Source organism: Parageobacillus galactosidasius, assembly GCF_002217735.1.
Classification (GTDB): Bacteria; Bacillota; Bacilli; order Bacillales; family Anoxybacillaceae; genus Parageobacillus_B; species Parageobacillus_B toebii.
Map to the genome: position 1 here is coordinate 1,951,431 of NZ_NDYL01000002.1, position 18,156 is coordinate 1,969,586.

General features: G+C 41.9%; 15 protein-coding genes. 2 read left to right on the forward strand and 13 right to left on the reverse strand.

Going from position 1 to position 18,156, the window contains the following annotated elements; all coding sequences use genetic code 11:
- Positions 1–79: 79 nt before the first annotated feature.
- Positions 80–1,450 (reverse strand): ATP-binding protein, encoded by a 1,371-nt coding sequence (locus tag B9L23_RS19425; protein ID WP_089098279.1) that lies wholly within the window; start codon positions 1,448–1,450, stop codon positions 80–82.
- A gap of 216 nt (positions 1,451–1,666) precedes the next feature.
- Here B9L23_RS19425 and B9L23_RS19430 point away from each other — a divergent pair, with 216 nt between their 5' ends.
- Together B9L23_RS19430 and manA are read left to right on the forward strand one after the other, a co-directional pair.
- Positions 1,667–3,190: an FAD-dependent oxidoreductase gene (locus B9L23_RS19430; protein ID WP_089098280.1), complete on the forward strand. Its 1,524-nt coding sequence runs from the start codon at positions 1,667–1,669 to the stop codon at positions 3,188–3,190.
- A gap of 160 nt (positions 3,191–3,350) precedes the next feature.
- A complete protein-coding gene (gene manA / locus B9L23_RS19435) occupies positions 3,351–4,325 on the forward strand; it encodes a mannose-6-phosphate isomerase, class I (protein WP_089098281.1) in 975 nt (324 codons plus the stop codon).
- Between the two features lie 34 nt (positions 4,326–4,359).
- On the opposite strand, the gene B9L23_RS19440 is transcribed toward manA, so the two are convergent.
- The 12 genes from B9L23_RS19440 to yycF form a co-directional block, all read right to left on the reverse strand.
- Positions 4,360–5,823: an alanine/glycine:cation symporter family protein gene (locus B9L23_RS19440; protein WP_089098282.1), complete on the reverse strand. Its 1,464-nt coding sequence runs from the start codon at positions 5,821–5,823 to the stop codon at positions 4,360–4,362.
- 102 nt (positions 5,824–5,925) lie between these two features.
- On the reverse strand, positions 5,926–7,068 hold the full coding sequence (locus B9L23_RS19445; RefSeq protein WP_089098283.1) for a glycerate kinase: 1,143 nt from the start codon (positions 7,066–7,068) through the stop codon (positions 5,926–5,928).
- A 30-nt stretch (positions 7,069–7,098) separates the two neighbouring features.
- The gene (locus B9L23_RS19450; RefSeq protein ID WP_089098284.1) at positions 7,099–8,355 is read right to left on the reverse strand and encodes a GntP family permease; all 1,257 of its coding nucleotides are present in this window, start codon (positions 8,353–8,355) and stop codon (positions 7,099–7,101) included.
- Positions 8,356–8,708: 353 nt separating this feature from the next.
- A complete protein-coding gene (desB, locus tag B9L23_RS19455; RefSeq protein WP_089098285.1) occupies positions 8,709–9,827 on the reverse strand; it encodes a Delta(10) desaturase DesB in 1,119 nt (372 codons plus the stop codon).
- A 650-nt stretch (positions 9,828–10,477) separates the two neighbouring features.
- A complete protein-coding gene (gene rlmH, locus B9L23_RS19460; RefSeq protein WP_015865398.1) occupies positions 10,478–10,957 on the reverse strand; it encodes a 23S rRNA (pseudouridine(1915)-N(3))-methyltransferase RlmH in 480 nt (159 codons plus the stop codon).
- Between the two features lie 84 nt (positions 10,958–11,041).
- Positions 11,042–11,197, reverse strand: coding sequence for a CxxH/CxxC protein (locus B9L23_RS19465; RefSeq protein ID WP_073967963.1), 156 nt, complete (start codon positions 11,195–11,197; stop codon positions 11,042–11,044).
- Positions 11,198–11,273: 76 nt separating this feature from the next.
- On the reverse strand, positions 11,274–12,488 hold the full coding sequence (locus B9L23_RS19470; protein ID WP_089098286.1) for a S1C family serine protease: 1,215 nt from the start codon (positions 12,486–12,488) through the stop codon (positions 11,274–11,276).
- 161 nt (positions 12,489–12,649) lie between these two features.
- A complete protein-coding gene (locus tag B9L23_RS19475; RefSeq protein ID WP_015865401.1) occupies positions 12,650–13,444 on the reverse strand; it encodes an MBL fold metallo-hydrolase in 795 nt (264 codons plus the stop codon).
- Between the two features lie 5 nt (positions 13,445–13,449).
- The gene (locus B9L23_RS19480; RefSeq protein ID WP_089098287.1) at positions 13,450–14,232 is read right to left on the reverse strand and encodes a two-component system regulatory protein YycI; all 783 of its coding nucleotides are present in this window, start codon (positions 14,230–14,232) and stop codon (positions 13,450–13,452) included.
- Positions 14,219–15,568, reverse strand: a complete 1,350-nt coding sequence (locus B9L23_RS19485; protein ID WP_089098288.1) for a YycH family regulatory protein — start codon at positions 15,566–15,568, stop codon at positions 14,219–14,221. The genes B9L23_RS19480 and B9L23_RS19485 overlap by 14 nt, the downstream gene beginning before the upstream one ends.
- Positions 15,561–17,387: a cell wall metabolism sensor histidine kinase WalK gene (walK, locus tag B9L23_RS19490; protein ID WP_062754528.1), complete on the reverse strand. Its 1,827-nt coding sequence runs from the start codon at positions 17,385–17,387 to the stop codon at positions 15,561–15,563. Before walK ends, B9L23_RS19485 begins: the two co-directional genes overlap by 8 nt.
- Before the next feature lie 9 nt (positions 17,388–17,396).
- The gene (yycF, locus tag B9L23_RS19495; RefSeq protein ID WP_062754555.1) at positions 17,397–18,104 is read right to left on the reverse strand and encodes a response regulator YycF; all 708 of its coding nucleotides are present in this window, start codon (positions 18,102–18,104) and stop codon (positions 17,397–17,399) included.
- Positions 18,105–18,156 lie beyond the last annotated feature (52 nt).

Genomic DNA, 18,156 nt, shown 5'->3' on the forward strand with positions numbered 1-18,156 from the left:
TGTTATCGCACCATTTATCACACATCGCAAAAGGCTCCGATATGACATAAAAAAGGAAGGCCGCCTAACGGGCGCCTTCCTATTCGGTCGCTTTCATATACGCTTGTTTCGGATGGTTCGGCTGATCTGGATATTTTAAACGAATTTTTCCTTCCTCTATCAGTTTTCCTAAATAGTTATTCCTTAGTCCATCTGGCGTTCTTTCCAATAGTGCTGCTAGTTCCTTTAACATCAGCGGTCTTTGCTCGCAAAGCTGCAAAATAATATTTTCCATCACACTTGGAGGCAATCGTTTTTTCTTTCTCGCTAACTCCGCAATATTCCATAGTTTTTCATCAATTTCACTCTTTTCTTTGTACGGATCAGATGAAGATAGTTCATTATTTATGGAGTTAAGACGTTTATTTATGGAGTTAGGTTCGTTATTCACGGAGTTTTCTTCTTTATTTACGGAGTCAACACCGTTATTTATGGAGTCCGACGGATTATTAACGGAGTTTTCTCGTTTATTTACGGAGTTTTCTTCGCTATTTATAGAGATATCTTCGTTATTTACGGAGTTTTGTTGCTTATTTATGGAGTTCGAGTCTTCTTCCGTTAATGTAAGATCCATTTCACTATCATCATGCTGTTCTATATCTTGATATATATCTGTTTCATATGATGCAGCTGTTTCATACGGATATAATATCACGACAGTTCGTTCTGGATTCGAATGTTGAATAAATTCAGGCTGCTTGTATTGAGGGTTGCTCCATGTTGTAACAATATGCTTTAACCCGAAACCAGCCCGCTTGCAAAGACCGATCAAAATAAACATTTTAAACAAATTCGGATTGCGAAGATTGCTCATATGACCGGAAAGAGCAGAATCAATCGGAATGCGAAATAATCCTGGATTGGCAAAGCGAAACACACCGTTTTCTTTTTCTACAATAATGCCGCCTTCTCCTAAATAATCCGCATGAACAATCGCGTTTACAAGCGCCTCGTGCAGCGCAATTTGCATGGAGCGATCCATATCATTATTTTTAAGCTGTGAGATCACTTTAAAATAAAAATCGTATAAGTTGCCAGACCATGTGCCATCTTGAGAGGTGAATCGCTTTGTCCAATCGTTCGTTACTATACCGTTCAAACTTTCCCGATATTCGAGAAAATATTGCGGTAAAACTTCTGTAATAATGCGTTCCTCACTAAACATCAATAACCCTGCTAATGTAACTCCTTCTTTGCTGCTATCTCGCAATTTTCCCCATGCACCGATCTTGTATAAAAATTCTTTCGTCTCCAACCCATTCCATGGATGGTTTGGCTTGACAGCTGCAAACTTTTCCCGGTAGCTTTTCACCGATTCAAAATTTAATTCATGCAGTCCATAGTGTTCCAAAATGGAACTATCATGCCAAACAGTTGAATTCCCATCATAAAAACTTGAATATTTATTCACTTCCGATCTTCCTTTAATTATTATTTTATAAAAATATTTACTTCCTTCTTTATTCTTATTGTATCATCTTTCGTTTTCGTTGCGTGTAGTTGCCAAAAAAAGAAGAAAGAAGATGCCCAACACGTTTATTGCATGTTGGAAAATAGATGGATAGTTTTTCTAAAAGTGAGCAAAACTAATATAAATTAAAACACAGTAAGGGGGATTTTGTTACATATGCTATCTCTTCCTTCATCACTAGAGCCGTATTGGCGGACATCTGTCAAGCTTCCATCGTTTCCGAAACTAGAAGAAGATATTCGCACCGATGTCGCCATTATCGGCGGAGGAATTTCTGGTATCACGACCGCTTATTTGCTCGCTAAACAGGGAGTGCGCGTCACTTTATTAGAAGCGGATCGTCTTCTGAACGGAACGACAGGGCATACGACCGCGAAAATTACTGCTCAGCATGATATCATTTATGATGAATTAATCAACCACCTTGGACAGGAAAAGGCGAAACTGTACTACGAAGCATGTACGGAAGCATTGCGTTTTATTCGAAGTACAATCGAACAAGAAGCGATTGACTGCGATTTTATTGAGCAAGATGCATATATATACACCAATTCCTCCTCATCGTTAACAAAATTAATAAACGAATGGAAGGCGTATGAAAAGCTTGGCATTGACGGAGCGTTTGTTGAATCGATTCCTCTTCCGATCCCTGTGAAAGCTGCGGTAGTGATGAAAAATCAAGCGCAATTTCATCCGCTGAAATACTTAATGAAACTAGTCGACGCTGTTGTCGAGGCAGGTGGAAAAATCTACGAATACACGCCCGCCGCCGATATCGAGCAAGGAGCGGCGCTTGCCGTCGTCACCCGCGACAAAAAACGGGTTACGTGTAAACATGTCATCATTTGTTCCCATTTTCCGTTTTATGACGGCGGCTTTTATTTTTCACGCATGTACGCAGAGCGCTCTTACGTATTGGCAGCCAAAATAGCGGAGCAATACCCAGGCGGCATGTATTTGAGCGCTGATAACCCGAAGCGGTCCATCCGCTACACAACGATGAACGGGGAAAACTTGATTTTAATCGGAGGCGAAAACCACAAGACAGGACAGGGCGTCCCGACGATGCGACATTACGAGGCACTGCAAAGCTTTGCCTCTCAGCTATTTACCGTCACTGACATCCCATACCGTTGGTCGGCGCAAGATTTAACGACACTTGATAAAGTTCCTTACATTGGAAACATGACCGCAGGCACGCCGAACATCTATGTCGCGACAGGATACCGAAAATGGGGGATGACCAACGGGACAATCGCGGGGCTATTGCTCAGCGACTTAGTCATGGGACGCAACAACCGCTACCATGACTTATATACGCCATCGCGCTTTTATGCCGATCCGAGCGTCAAACATTTTCTCACGCAAAACCTTGATGTCGCCAAACACCTCATCGAAGGAAAAGTGGAGGTGGTCGTCCGCAATCCGGAAGACTTGGCAAACGGCGAAGGCGCAGTTGTTGTCGTGAACGGGAAACGTGCCGGTGCGTATAAGGACGAAAACGGGACATTGTTCATCGTTGACACGACATGCACCCACATGGGATGTGAACTGGAATGGAACAGCGGCGACCGCACATGGGACTGTCCTTGCCACGGCTCGCGATTCTCCATTCACGGCGATGTCGTCGAAGGACCGGCGAAATATCCTTTAAACAAAATAGAGGACGATCCATCATAACAAAGGGCTGCCCGATAAGGCGGCCCTTTGTTGCATCTGCAAACTATATCATTATGCTAATAGAATGCACTTACATTTGTGCTCTTCGTGATCAGTGCAAAGCGCCTTTCTTTTTTGTATAATCATATCAGGCACATTGTATATAAAAGGGGTGATTTCCGTGCAAATCGAGCCAATTTTTCTCACTCCTATTTTTCAAGAGCGAATTTGGGGCGGCACGAAATTGGCGGATGAATTCGGCTATTCCATCCCGTCAACACACACAGGGGAATGCTGGGCAGTTTCCGCACATCCAAACGGACAAACCGTGATTAAAAACGGGCCGTTTCAAGGAATGACGCTTGGCCAATTATGGGAAGAGCGACGCGACTTATTCGGCCACTTTCCATCAGACCGTTTTCCTTTGTTGACGAAAATTTTAGATGCCAACGCTGATTTATCAGTGCAAGTGCATCCTGATGACGCATACGCACAAAAACATGAAAATGGCGAATTTGGAAAAACAGAATGTTGGTATATTATTGACTGCAAAAAAGATGCGGAACTTGTTTACGGACATCATGCGAAAACGAAAGAAGAACTGAAAGAAATGATGGAAACCGGCCAATGGGACAAGTTGCTTCGCAGAATTCCGATTAAACCTGGCGACTTTTTCTATGTCCCTAGCGGCACAATTCACGCCCTTTGCGAAGGGACGCTTGTCTTAGAAACACAACAAAGCTCTGACACAACATACCGCGTCTATGACTATGACCGCGTCGACAGCAACGGGAAGAAACGCGAACTGCATTTAGACAAAGCGTTAGACGTCATTACCGTTCCACATCGCGACGCGAATGTTCATCCGCACATCACCCAAGTTGACGATGCCACGATTACAACATTTATCGAAAGCGACTACTTTGGTGTACAAAAATGGGAGATTAATGGAACTGTCAACTTGGACCAAACGAAACATTTTCTCATCGTTAGCGTCCTTAATGGAGAAGGCAAGCTAGTGTCGGAAGGCGGTTCATACGATCTAAAAAAAGGGGATCATTTCATTCTTCCATATCAATTTGGGCGTTTTTCCATAAACGGAACGCTCGAAATGATTGCTTCATGGCCTCTAGTACAAAAAGGAGCTGCCTCTTAAATATGAGACAGCTCCCTTTCTTTTTACGATATAATCAATCTTCATTTACCGCTTTAGCATGGGAAGTTGGATATTCTTTTTCCCAAAAGTCCGCGCCGGTAATGCCTAGTTTCACCGGATCAAAGACTGGGTCTTTGCCAGCCTTTTTCTGTTCTTCAAAATCTTTAAGAACTTTTAATGCTGGTTTCGTTAATAAAAGAATCGCGATAATGTTGAGCCATGCCATGCTTCCGACACCGATATCGCCAAGTGCCCAAGCGAGTTTTGCCGTTTTGACGCATCCGTAAAACACTACCCCTAAAATCGCCACTTTTAACGCATATTGCGGCCAGCTAGCTTTCATTCTCCTTGTAATATACGCTAAATTTGTTTCTGCCATGTAGTAATACGCCATAATGGTCGTAAACGCAAAGAAGAATAGAGCAACCGCAACAAACGGGGCACCGAATCCTGGGAATACCGTTTCAACTGCTTTCTGCGTAAAAATAGGTCCCGGCTCTACATCGCCAAGTGTTTGCACAATCGGCGCCTTTCCTTCCGGTGTCACGTTATACATGCCGGTAATTAAAATCATAAATGCAGTTGCCGAACAAACAAACCATGTATCGACATAGACCGAAAATGCTTGAACTAAGCCTTGTTTTGCTGGGTGCGACACCTCTGCGGCAGCGGCTGCATGCGGTGCAGTTCCTTGTCCCGCTTCATTGGAATAAATTCCCCGTTTGACTCCCCACGAAATTGCGGCACCAAGAATTCCTCCAAACGCCGCATCCATACCAAAGGCGCTTCGGAAAATTAAGCTGAGTACATGAGGGAGTTCGGTAATATTCGCAAATACGATAAATAAAGCCACTATAATGTATCCTAACGCCATAAATGGAACAATCAATTCGGCCGCACGGGCAATCCGCTTCACACCCCCGAAAATAATGGCGCCTAAAAGAACGGCAATTCCGATTCCTGTAATCGTCGGACTGATGCCAAACGCGTTTTCCATTCCCGCGGCAATGCTGTTGGCTTGCACACCCGGCAACAGCACCCCGGTCGCCAACACCGTAACAATAGCAAACAATACCGCATACCATTTCATTTTTAGCCCTTTTTCAATATAGTAGGCTGGTCCGCCGCGAAACTGACCGTCCTGCTTCGTTTTATACACCTGCGCGAGCGCTGCTTCCACAAAAGCGGAACCTGCCCCTACGAAAGCAATGAGCCACATCCAAAATACGGCACCAGGACCTCCATATGCAATAGCAGTCGCGACACCTGCTATGTTTCCTGTCCCGACCCGTCCGGACAACGCGAGCGATAAAGCCTGGAAAGAAGAAATTCCTGCTTCAGAGCTCTTGCCTTGAAACATTTGTTTAATCATTTCTTTCATATGCCTCACTTGCAAAAAGCGAGTGAGCAACGAATAGAAAAGACCGGTTGCCAAACAAAGATAGACCAAATATTGGCTCCAAATAATGCTGTTTAACCAATTCACAAATTGTTCCATATTCATCCCCCTGTATTTACTATAATAATATTTATTATAAAATATTTTAAATTTTCTTTTAATAGTAAAAATTAAAAAAGGTTCTGGGATAAAGAACCTTTTTTACTTCATATTTGTTCCAATTTTGCAAACCGCTGCAATGTTCCGGGCGGTTTGGGTAACATAATACCGAGCATTTGCTAATGCTTTTTCTAATGGAATAATTCCCGGGACAATGCTATAAAGCGCATCAATTCCATAGCTTCGCACGACATCGCTGTCATCGGATACAGAGCCGGCAATGGCAATGACTGGAATATTGTATCGTTTTGCCGCTTTTGCTACGCCGATCGGCGTTTTTCCAAAAATCGTCTGCCTATCGATTCGTCCTTCCCCCGTAATCACTAGCGATGCGCCTTGAATTCGTTCATGAAAATTCACCGTTTCTAACACAATCTCCACTCCGCGCTTCAGCTTCGCCTCGAGAAAGGCAAGCAATCCAGCGCCAAGTCCTCCGGCCGCCCCGGCACCAGGAATATCTTTTACTTGCTTTCCTAACACTCGTTCAATGACATCCGCATAGTGCTTTAAATTGTTATCCAGTGTCGCGACCATTTCGGGCGTCGCTCCTTTTTGTGGACCGAAAATCGCCGAGGCGCCTTTTGGACCTGTCAATGGATTGTCAACATCGCACGCAACTTCAATTTTTACATGTTTTAACCGTTGATCGAGTCCTGACAAATCAATGTCGGCAAGCTCGGATAAGCTCCCGCCCCCAGGTCCGATTTCCTTTCCATGCCGGTCTAAAAGACGCCCGCCAAGCACCTGAATCATGCCAGCCCCGCCATCGTTTGTCGCGCTTCCACCGATGCCGATAATAATATGCTCGGCTCCTTCGTCTAGCGCAGCGAGAATCAATTCCCCTGTCCCTCTCGTTGTCGTCACAAGCGGATTTCTCTTTTCACTCGGAACAAGGTGCAATCCAGAGGCGGCCGCCATTTCAATGACTGCTGTTTTTCCATCCCCAAGCATGCCAAAAAAGGCTTGGACACGATCCCCAAGCGGTCCTGTCACTTCCGTTTTCACAATTCGCCCGCCTGTCGCATCGACCAATGATTGAACCGTCCCTTCTCCGCCGTCTGCCATCGGAATTTTCACGTATTCCGCTTCAGGAAATATATCGCGGAACCCTTTTTCAATCGCGTTCGCCACCTCAAGCGCGGATAAGCTTTCTTTAAACGAATCTGGCGCAATAATCACTTTCATCCTCTTTCCTCCTCATTGTGATTATGAAAATCATTGGAAGACTCCGAAAATCAGCATCGATACGACAGCCAGTGTCAAGCCGATGAGTGACTCATACGGAATTAGTTTCAGCCGTTCTTTGACCTCCATATGGACGCTGCCCGCTGTCGCGTGAAAGAAGCTTCCGTGCGGCAAATGATCCAATACGGTCGCCCCGGCATGAACCATCGCTGCCCCGGCTAATGCGGAAATACCTAGACTCATCATCGTTTCACCAAATACACTGCTGGCAACAGCTGTTCCCGCCGTTGTGGAAGCAGTCGCCCCAGACATCAAAATCCCGGAAATCGGCGCTAGCACGTATGCTGGTAACCCGAAATGATCCAAACCGTTAATGATAACATCTTTTAGCGAGGAATTGGCAACAATGCCCGCTAATGTCCCTGTTCCGACTAACATGATGGCAACGTCAGACATTTTGGATAACCCGGATATGGCATAATCATTCAACTTCTTCCCTTTTTTCATCGCCAACGCACCAACGATACCGCCAACCGGAAGGGCGATCATTGGGTCAATCGCAATATCAAACAACGGCCGCAATGCAAGCAATACTATCGCGACAATCGGAGCAATAATAGCCGCAAAGAACGAAGGAGTTTGTCCGCTGCTTTTTCTTTCCTGCACATCATAAATAAGCGTTCCTTTTTGCGCAAGTTTTCTGGCGATGATATACGTAACAGCGAGCCCGAATATTGCTGGAACGGCTCCAGCTGCCATTAATGATGTCAGCGGAATATGGAATGCATCCGCAGCAGCGATGGCGTTCGGGTTCGGTGACATAATGTTCCCCGCCTTCCCGCCGCCAATCATCGCCAGCAAAATCGCCGTTTTTGATAAGTTGGCGCGGCTTGCGATCGCTAACGCAATCGGCGCAACGGTAATGACTGCGACATCCACAAACACGCCGATCGCAGTCAGCAGCGCTGTCGCCACTGAAAGCGCAAGCAAAGCCCGCGTTTCCCCAAGCTTTCGAACGATCGTTTCAGCGATCGCTGCCGCTGCCCCCGATTCCATTAAAACCCCGGCTAACACTCCTGCCGCCAAAATGCGCAATACCGCAGGAATCATTTCTTTTGCTCCATCCATCATCACCGTGACCGTATCTGTCACGTTTCCCCCGCCAATGATTCCGCCGACAAAAGCACCAGCAATCATCCCGTAGGCGGGGGAAACTTTCCGTAAAATCAACACAATGGCAACAACCAGTGCTACGATGGCTCCTGCGGCGCTTACTTGAATATCCATAACAGATTCCCCTTTCATACAAACAACGCCCTCATGAACATGACCAATTTTCTCTTTATCTCCAAAACCAATAATGATACCTTCTCATTCCATCACATCTATATTTCTCCCTAAAATCTTCATCATCCGATTAACGATAACCCCTTTGTAAATGGATACAACACATCTCCTTCCTTCTTCAACATTTTCACAATAATCGCTTCAATTTTCTTTTTTATCATAATGATTGTAAAAATAAGAAAAAGGAGTGTCAAATATGGTTCAAACGAAACGATGGATGACAGGCGTCATGAACAAGACAACATCAAGTAAAAAGGATTCTTCATCACTCTCATGATGAAGAATCCTTTTTGTTACTTATTCTCTTTTCCCACTGCTTTTTTTATGATTATCGGTTTCTCTTCCAAGCTGGAAAACGGCATTGCCTCCATGTTTCGATAAGTAATATTTTCAGGATCCAACCCGTTGCCTAACGAACCGTAAACATGTCCTTGCCGCGGCTCGATCAGCTCGTTTTGCTGATAATATACTCTCGGTGTTTTCCAAAGCGCGGCTAACGCTTTTCCCATTGGCAATTCGTGATACCGATCCGGCCACATTCGTTTAATGTGCTCCTTCACTAATGGGTAATATTTCGAGCTCATCGCTGGAAACAGATGATGTTCGGTATGATACGAGAAGTTAAAGTGAAGCACATCTATCCACTTTGGCACCGTTACGGTAAGGCTGTTTGCCAGCGGATCATTCACCGGCACCAACGGATTTAAATGATGGTTCGTAGAGATATAGCTCATTACAATAAAATTAGCAATCAGCAAAGGCAGCAAAAAGGCAAAAAACCAACGCTCAAATCCAATGAAAAACAACAGCCCAATCCATGTGGACCATGGCAGGAAAAACTGAAGCAGCACCACACTGCGATTTTTCAGCTGAAAATCTTTGAAGAAATAGATTAACATCTTGATGGAATGAAGCGTAAACATAACAGACAATGAACTAAAAGCGAAAAACGCACGAATTGGAAACGGAATTTTGTATACCCAGCGCAATAGACGGCTTTTGGCTAACCTTTCTAAACTAGGCCATGCATCCGGATCCATTTCTTCATCTTGTGTGTGTACATGATGAGTCACATTGTGCCATTTTCGCCACAGCTTCGGACCTGTGCATAGCGGCCAAAATGCGATTGCGCCAAGAATATCACGCAGCCACGGCTTTCGTACGACCGTGCCGTGCAAAATTTCATGTCCTAAAAACCCCAATGCCGCAAAGCTGAAACCTAACACAACAGCTAGGAGGAGATTCCATACCGGATGAAGATGCAAGAGAGAAACAGCGAGGATGCAGCCGATGGTTAACGACAAATAAGCGAAACCTCCAAATAGGCGGGACGGAACAGGTTGAAACGCCTTTTTCGGTAAATGTGGAGAAATCCTGGCGGCATACCAACCGAACGTATGAAACTCTTTCATTGAATAGCTCCTTTCAAATCCACCTTCGATTGACAAGCAACCGCTCGTAATCTCACCTTTCGGGTCATCGCATCGATTCAATGCTTAAAATCAATGAAGGGTATTATATTTCATAACCATATACGTGGATATCAAATCAGACAATTACATATCCATCATTCATTATTGGTTATTTAAAACTCATGCTAACACTTTTTAGCTTGTCCTGTCAATAAATTATTATGTAGTTCTATGACCTAATATTAAACTACACAATATTAATTACATTGCATATCATAAAATTAATTTACTCTTCCACTTATCAGTTATTCAATAAATAATAATATAAAGCAATGACAAAATCACTAAGTCTTTTTACCTGCTAAATTATCTATCAAATAAGATTATTTTAAATTGCTTATGATATACTTCTTCCTTCGGTTTGTATTTCTTTCAAACAGGCGGTGCTGTATCAATGGAAAAATAATGATTGCCCTTTTTCGTCTACATAGTAGGTCAAGATCATTGTCTTCCCATTAATGTTCTACACGAAAATGGATAACAAAGAAGTAGGAGCATATTAAGGGTAAACTTAAAGCCGTGACTTTTTTGATCACGGCTTCTATCTTTATTGACAGTATAAAGACGTAAGGCGCCTTCCTTTCATAAATTTATTTATGATACGGCTCCCCCCGGTTAATCCGAAACGCCCGGTAAATTTGTTCAAGGAGAATGAGACGCATCAGCTGGTGCGGGAACGTCATTTTGGAAAACGATAACGCTTCATCGGCGCGCTGCATCACTTGTTTGCTTAAGCCGAGCGAACCGCCGATGATAAAGGCGATTTTGCTTTTTCCGTAAGTGGCAAGTTTGTCTAGGCTGGCGGCAAATTGCTCGGACGATTTCATCTTTCCTTCGATCGCTAAGGCAATCACATACGCGTCATTGGGAATTTTCGCTAAAATGCGTTCCCCTTCCCGCTGTTTAATTTGCTCCATTTCTTGTTCACTTAAATGTTCTGGCGCTTTTTCATCAGGAACTTCAATGATATCAACTTTCGCATAACTGGATAATCGTTTTTTATATTCGTCAATCCCTTGCATCAAATATTTTTCTTTTAACTTACCAACAGAAATAATGTGAATATGCACAACTCATCCCCACTTTACAAACAAAATATCCACAACATTTATCCACATATACACAGTATATATCCACATATTGTGTAAAAAACATTAGTTCCCCACTATATATGCGGCTTTATTCGTACAAAAATCGCATGATTTCTCTGACTTATCCACAGAAATAAACGAAATATTCGGCGCTTGTTCCATTTTATCCACATACATGTCGATGGCTATATCGATATGTTCTTCACAGCAGAAAAACATGTTCTCATCTCCTTTTATCCACATGTGGAAAAAGAATAAGGAGCGAATATAGCGCTCCTTGTTTTTTTATTTATGGTTAAAACGATTCTTTCTCTAATTTTATCGTCACTGTATGTTTTTTGCCGTCTCGATAAAATGTTACTTTCATTGTATCGCCAATCGATTTTTTTGTGTACAAATATTTTCTTAAATCTAACACATCACGAATTTTGTGATCATCTAATGCTACGATCACATCAAATTGCTTTAATCCCGCTTGCGCTGCTGGAGACATTGGCACTACTTGAATGACAGCCACACCTTCTGTTACATCTTTTGGCAAGTGCAAGGTTGCTTGCAAATGATAAGAAGAAATATCGCTTAAGGAGCGAAGTTCTACCCCCATATATGGGCGGCGTACTTGTCCGTATTTTTCTAAATCTGAAATTACCGGAATCGCTGTATTGCTTGGGATGGCAAATCCAATTCCCTCCACTGCTTCTTGGGCAATTTTCATGGAGTTAATGCCAATAACTTGCCCTTGAATATTGACAAGGGCGCCACCGCTATTGCCCGGGTTAATGGCAGCATCCGTTTGCAATACTTCTGCATTCCAATCCGGAGTACCATCTTGGTCTAAGTCAACTTCTACGGTTCGATTCGTTCCTGATATAATTCCTTGCGTAACAGAGCCAGCGAATTGCAACCCAAGCGGATTGCCGATCGCAATGACTGGTTCTCCCGGTTTGACTGTATCTGAATTGCCAAACTCAGCTACTTTTTTGACATGCTTCGCATCAATTTCCAATACTGCTAAGTCCATTAACACATCGCTTCCCAACAGCTTCGCTGGCACTCTTGTTCCATCTTTTAAGCTTACTTCTAATTCACTGGCGTTTTCGACAACATGATGGTTCGTCACAATAAATGCTTTCCCATTTTCTTTTTTATAGATGACGCCTGAACCAGTTCCCGCTTCTCCACCCTGCGACCAAAAGTTCGCTTCTTGAATGTTTACAATGCCAACAACCGCATCGGATACTTTATCAATCGCTTTTGTTACTTGGCTTGACACATCGACAGAAACTTGTTGCCGTATAGCAGGTTCTTTTGCTGTTTCTTCATTTTGTACCTGTTCACTCTCTCTCGGTGTAACTTGATAAGGAAGCACATTCCATTTTGAAAGAGCTGGGACAGAAATTACTACTAATAACCCTCCTAAAACAGCGCCAACTAACGCGGAAAAAAACCAGCGGCCACGGTTTCCCTTTTGTTTTTGCTGGTATTCGTAGTGATCATCGTAATATCCCATGCGCATCAACCCTTTCAGCAACGATCGTTGTTCAAAAAGAAAGCATATCTATTCCCATTATACTCTTTTAAAGAATAGAAAATCCATTTATCAACACATAGACGTGCTGATGAACCAACACTCATGACAAACATATTTACCTATTTTTGACGAAATGGCGATTATACATACACAAGTTTCGTTGCTATTTTCGGGTCAGTATCATATAAATCAAACTGATCTCCGATTGCCAATCCTCTGTTTGCCAACGTTTGCGCCACCGTCATCCGAGCCAATTCCTTTATATTATTATCCTGACTTAGATGCGCTAAATAAATTCGTTTTGTGCGGTCTCCGATCACATCGGCTAACGCTAGCCCCGCCTCTTCATTAGAAACATGACCAACATCGCTTAAAATGCGGCGCTTGACGTTCCACGGATACTTTCCCATTCGCAGCATTTCCACATCATGATTGCTTTCAAAAATAAATACATCGGCATTTTTGATCGTCCCTTTCATCCGATCGCTAACATAGCCTGTATCCGTAATTAACGCAAGTTTTTTTCCTTCATGATAAAATACGTAAAACATCGGCTCTGCCGCATCGTGTGATACGCCGAACGACTCTACATCAAGATCGCCAAAAGAACGCACTTTGCCTAATGGAAAAATAAACTTTTGCTCGGTGGGAATATCGCCAATTAACCCTTCCATTGCCTTCCATGTTTTTTCATTCGCATAAATAGGCAGTTTATACTTTCGGGCAATGACGCCTAATCCTTTAATATGATCGCTATGCTCATGTGTCACTAAAATCGCCGTTAAGTCACGCAAATCGCGATCAATTTGCTCGAATAATTGTTCTAATTGCTTTCCGCTTAATCCCGCATCGACAAGCAGCCTCTGTTGTCCTGTTTCTATATAAAATGCATTTCCTGTACTGCCGCTTGCTAAAACGCTAAACTGCATCGCCATTTTTCTCACTCCAAAATTTTTCCTTCATCATTAATGATTTGTCCTTCGAATGCATTAATAAAATAGTCTTCTTTTCCATTAATGACGATATGCCACGTCGGCGTTAATACTTGAGAAGTGGTAAACTGAACCAGGCCGTAATATCCTAGTTCAACCGATGTGACGCGGTCCCTGGGTTGTAAATACCCTTTTTTGTATAACGTTTCAATTGCCTTAATAGCTGGGACGATATCTTGTTTTCTCTCATATTTTTGTAAATCATCTAACATCGTTTGTTCATACGATACCGCTTCGCTTTTTTCATTTAAATGTATCAATAGTTTACTGCTTTCATTATTGTAAATTATTTTTCCATCATACGTTTGGTAGCAAACGACGGTATTTGACTTTTCGTCAAATGTCCAAAACGTATACTTTTTTCCATTGATAATATGCCGCTGTAAAAATTCTTTCAATCGATATGGATCTTTGAAATTTAACGATATCGGATGAATAAATGTCCCTTTCAAAGCGGTTCCATCGTTTACCGTCACCTTTTGGCCAGGCAATTTTTTTATTTCTTCATCAGTAAACTTTTTACTTTTCCCGCTGACATAAGTGGCTTTCGTTATTTCTTTTGGAAGCTCTACATAAGTGATGCCGTTTGCCTCCAATTGTTCTTCAATCGTTGCTTCCAAAATGACATCTAATTGGCTGCTATTTCGCTTTTCCATAAATTGATATCCTAAAAAACAATCGAGGATGAGGAACGTAATAATAAAAATCGTTTTTGTTTTACTCCAATCCACTTACGTTCCCTCCTCTCTTTTTGCTGTCTTGTTCTTTTTCTTGGTCATCTAAAGGTATCTTCTTCCACGTCTGACCGTATAAACAAAACCATGATGGTTCTAAAATAATCACTTTTTCTCGTTCCGGATCTTTTATCAGCTCATATCCTACCACAATATCTTTTACTAATTCTTTTTTAAATCCCTCCATCATTTCTATTTTTTTAATCACTTCATGACCGGATAATAACGTCCTTGGCACATTCACACGGTCGGGAACTTCTAAACGAAATAGAGGACGCTGATATTTTACAAGATCGCTGCTTCCCCATATTTGTACTATTTCAGACATGCCATATTCGTTAAATACAGGGTGGTTGTTGACTATTAGGCGAAATACGACGGTCCGTTCGTCCTCATTCCATCTAGCAAAGCGATACATATCGGTCCAGCCGCCATGCTCATTGACAAAGTCAATGCTCTTTTGAATTAAATGATCGCTTTTTTGATTCTCGCTACCGTTCAATGTCCGCGCTGCTGGGTTTACATATAACAACATTCGCTGTAAAAAATCAACATCCATTAATCGCGATCCATCGGTATATTCCTCGCCAAATGTAATTAAATCTTTTTTCACAAAACTAGGATCGCTAAACAGCGCCTCTTTAAATTTATCAGAGTCAAGCTCGTCCGTATAATATTGAAGACGATTCATTGTGACCTCTTTTTCAGGCAAAAAAATTTGCTTTGTTTCATTAATTACATAAGGAAAATAACGAGGGTATTCATCTAATTCCATTGCTAGTTTGTTAATTTCAGAAAGTGATACGTCCGTTGCAATTGCTTTATATACCCTGCGTTTTTCCGTAGAAATAAAATAAATAGAAAGCTCGTCCTTGTTCGCTAATGGAATGATTATACGGTCAAAACTAATATGTTTTATTCCTTTGTCTTCAATTTGAAAAATGGAACGATAAACATCAATAGGGATGCTATCGGGATAAACGAGTTCTAGTCTCTCTTTTTCGTGTAAAAACGATAAAAATTTTCCTTTTGGAATCGTATCGGAAATGTTTTCAAAATCATCAATGGACCATTTTTTGATTTCTTTTAAAATCTGATTTGCTTCTTCTTCTTGTACAATTCCATAATGAGCATTATTTTTATGAAACAACAGCTGTGAAGGTTGAACAATCATCGCTGGATCTACTTGGGTGTTGCTGACGGAAACGTTCTGAACGTACTCATCATTTTGCAAAACATCGTATTTTGGGTGGTATGTCCATAATACAAACGTCAGCACAATACTCACTAATACTAAAAACGTCAACACGACTGTTTTTGCTGCTTCATACATCGTCCCAGTCATCCTTTTGATCTCTTTCCAACGGTAAAGTAAAGAAAATCGTTGTTCCTTTATGCTCCTTACTTTCCGCCCAAATGGTTCCTCCATGAGCGATCACCACTTCTTTCGCAATTGCTAATCCTAACCCTGTACCGCCGAGTTTGCGTGATCTTGCCTTATCGACACGATAAAACCGTTCGAACACTTTCGCGAGATCCGCCTTAGGAATACCGACTCCTTCATCGCTGACACTCACAATAATTTCATCGGCAAGCTCTCTAACGCGAAACGTAATTTTTCCGCCTTGTGGAGAATATTTGATGGCGTTGGAAATAATATTATCTAATACTTGCGTAATTTTATCTTTATCGATTTCAATAAAAATCGCTTCTTTTGGGATTTTTCGCACAAACGTAATGTTTTCGCTTTTTGTCAATTCAAAACGGTCAATCACTTTATGAAAGTACTCCGAAAAATTTACCCATGATTTATTTAGCTTATAATCTTTACTGTCCAGTTTAGAAAGCTGTAATAAGTCATTGACTAAGCGAATCATTCGTTCTGTTTCTGTTTGCACTACTTCGATAAACCGAGGAGCGATTGCTTTATCTTGCCAAGCTCCTTCCGCTAATGCTTCCAAATAACTTTTCATCGTCGTTAACGGAGTGCGAAGCTCATGTGAAACATTGGCAACAAATTCTCTACGTTCGCGGTCAATTTTTTCTTGTTCCGTAATATCATGCAATACGACAATTAATCCGTTAATAAGTCCTGATTCTTTTTGAATCACAGAAAGCGATGCACGCAAAATATATAGCTCTTCATCCGTACTAAAATCTAAAATGAGCGAATCCCGCTCCTCCAACAGTGTTTCAAACGTATATTGGTCACCAATTCCAAGTACATCGATAATGGAACTCGACAGTACTGTTTCACGTGAAACATTCAAAATGTTTAAGGCGGCATCATTAATGAGTATAATTCTGCCGCGGCGGTCTGTGGCAATCACTCCATCTGTCATATGTGTTAATACGGATTCAAGCTTGCGCCGTTCCCCTTCTGTTGTCGCTTGTGCTTCTTGCAGCTTTTTCGTTAAATTATTAAACGTCATTGCTAATTGTCCGATTTCATCATAACCGTAAATTTTTACTTTGCGGGAGAAATCTCCCTTTGTCATCGCTAACGCTTGTTTTCGCATATCTGAAATCGGACGAGTAATCGTGCGTGACAAAAGAACCCCGAGTACCGCAGTAATAAAGAGAGCTATTCCGGTTCCTGTTGCTAAAATTGTATTAATTTGTTTCATTTGCGAGAATACGTTCTCCATCGAAGCAATGATGTAAATAACTCCCTTTATTTCTCCACTCGATTTAATTGGAGTAGAAGAAATATACATACGGTGTCCTTTCTGATCTATGAACATTTGATCGACGATTTCCCCAGTCACAAGCGATCGCTTCACATAAATTTCCGTTGTCCGCTTTCCAACGATATTTTGCATATATGGATTCGATGTAGCTAACACTTTGCCTTTATGATCGATGACACGGACTTCAGAAATGTCATCGGAAACAAAATCATTGAGAAGGGAGCGGATATCTTCTTCTAACATCGGACTTTTCGAATCCCTTTCTTTATTCATCGCTTGTTCCACATTATACGCTAATAGCGTCACCCGTTCATTCAGGGAATTTTTAAAACTTTGCACTAACTCCGTTTCTAGCTTTCTAACAAAATAAACACCGATAATTTGCATCGCTATGAGAATAAGCAAAACGTATATAACGGCAAACTTGAAATGAATCGAACGAAATGGGCCTACTTTTTTCATTTGTTTTCGTTACTCCTGTTCTGGGTTGCGCAAATAATATCCGACTCCCCGTCGTGTGACAATCCATGAAGGGTGTGATGGATTATCTTCAATTTTTTCGCGGAGACGGCGCACCGTGACATCAACAGTACGAACATCACCGTAATAATCGTATCCCCATACGGTTTGCAACAGATGCTCCCTTGTCATGACTTGTCCAATATGTTTTGCCAAATAATGCAGCAATTCAAACTCGCGATGCGTTAATTCAATCGTTTCTCCTCGTTTCGAAACGATGTATGCATCAGGACGAATGACGAGAGAACCGATAATAATTTCATTCGTATCGTTCGTTTCTTCCTGTGCAACAATTTGTGTATGACGGCGTAAATTCGCTCTTACCCGCGCTAACAGCTCTCTCGTACTGAACGGCTTTGTTACATAGTCATCCGCCCCTAATTCTAAACCAAGTACTTTATCAATCTCTGAATCTTTTGCAGTTAACATAATAATTGGCATATCGTATTTTTTCCGTACTTCCCGACAAACTTCCATACCGTCTTTTTGTGGAAGCATAATATCAAGCAAAATAAGATCCGGCATTATTTCCTCGACTTTTTGCAACGCTTCTTCTCCATCGTAAGCACAAATTACCTCATATCCTTCTTTTTGCAAATTAAATTGCAAAATATCCGCAATCGGCTTCTCATCATCAACAACGAGAATTCGTTTTTCCATCATTCTCTTCACATCCTTCCTTTTACGATGGAATCAGAAATAGATTTACCAT

Coding starts and splice junctions, on each gene's coding strand:
- B9L23_RS19430 (WP_089098280.1), top strand. CDS start 1,667: ATGCTATCTCTTCCTTCATCACTAGAGCCGTATTGGCGGACATCTGTC.
- B9L23_RS19475 (WP_015865401.1), bottom strand. CDS start 13,444: ATGGCGATGCAGTTTAGCGTTTTAGCAAGCGGCAGTACAGGAAATGCA.
- yycF (WP_062754555.1), bottom strand. CDS start 18,104: ATGGAAAAACGAATTCTCGTTGTTGATGATGAGAAGCCGATTGCGGAT.
- B9L23_RS19465 (WP_073967963.1), bottom strand. CDS start 11,197: ATGTTTTTCTGCTGTGAAGAACATATCGATATAGCCATCGACATGTAT.
- B9L23_RS19445 (WP_089098283.1), bottom strand. CDS start 7,068: ATGAAAGTGATTATTGCGCCAGATTCGTTTAAAGAAAGCTTATCCGCG.
- walK (WP_062754528.1), bottom strand. CDS start 17,387: ATGAAAAAAGTAGGCCCATTTCGTTCGATTCATTTCAAGTTTGCCGTT.
- B9L23_RS19470 (WP_089098286.1), bottom strand. CDS start 12,488: ATGGGATATTACGATGATCACTACGAATACCAGCAAAAACAAAAGGGA.
- B9L23_RS19450 (WP_089098284.1), bottom strand. CDS start 8,355: ATGGATATTCAAGTAAGCGCCGCAGGAGCCATCGTAGCACTGGTTGTT.
- desB (WP_089098285.1), bottom strand. CDS start 9,827: ATGAAAGAGTTTCATACGTTCGGTTGGTATGCCGCCAGGATTTCTCCA.
- B9L23_RS19485 (WP_089098288.1), bottom strand. CDS start 15,568: ATGTATGAAGCAGCAAAAACAGTCGTGTTGACGTTTTTAGTATTAGTG.
- B9L23_RS19440 (WP_089098282.1), bottom strand. CDS start 5,823: ATGGAACAATTTGTGAATTGGTTAAACAGCATTATTTGGAGCCAATAT.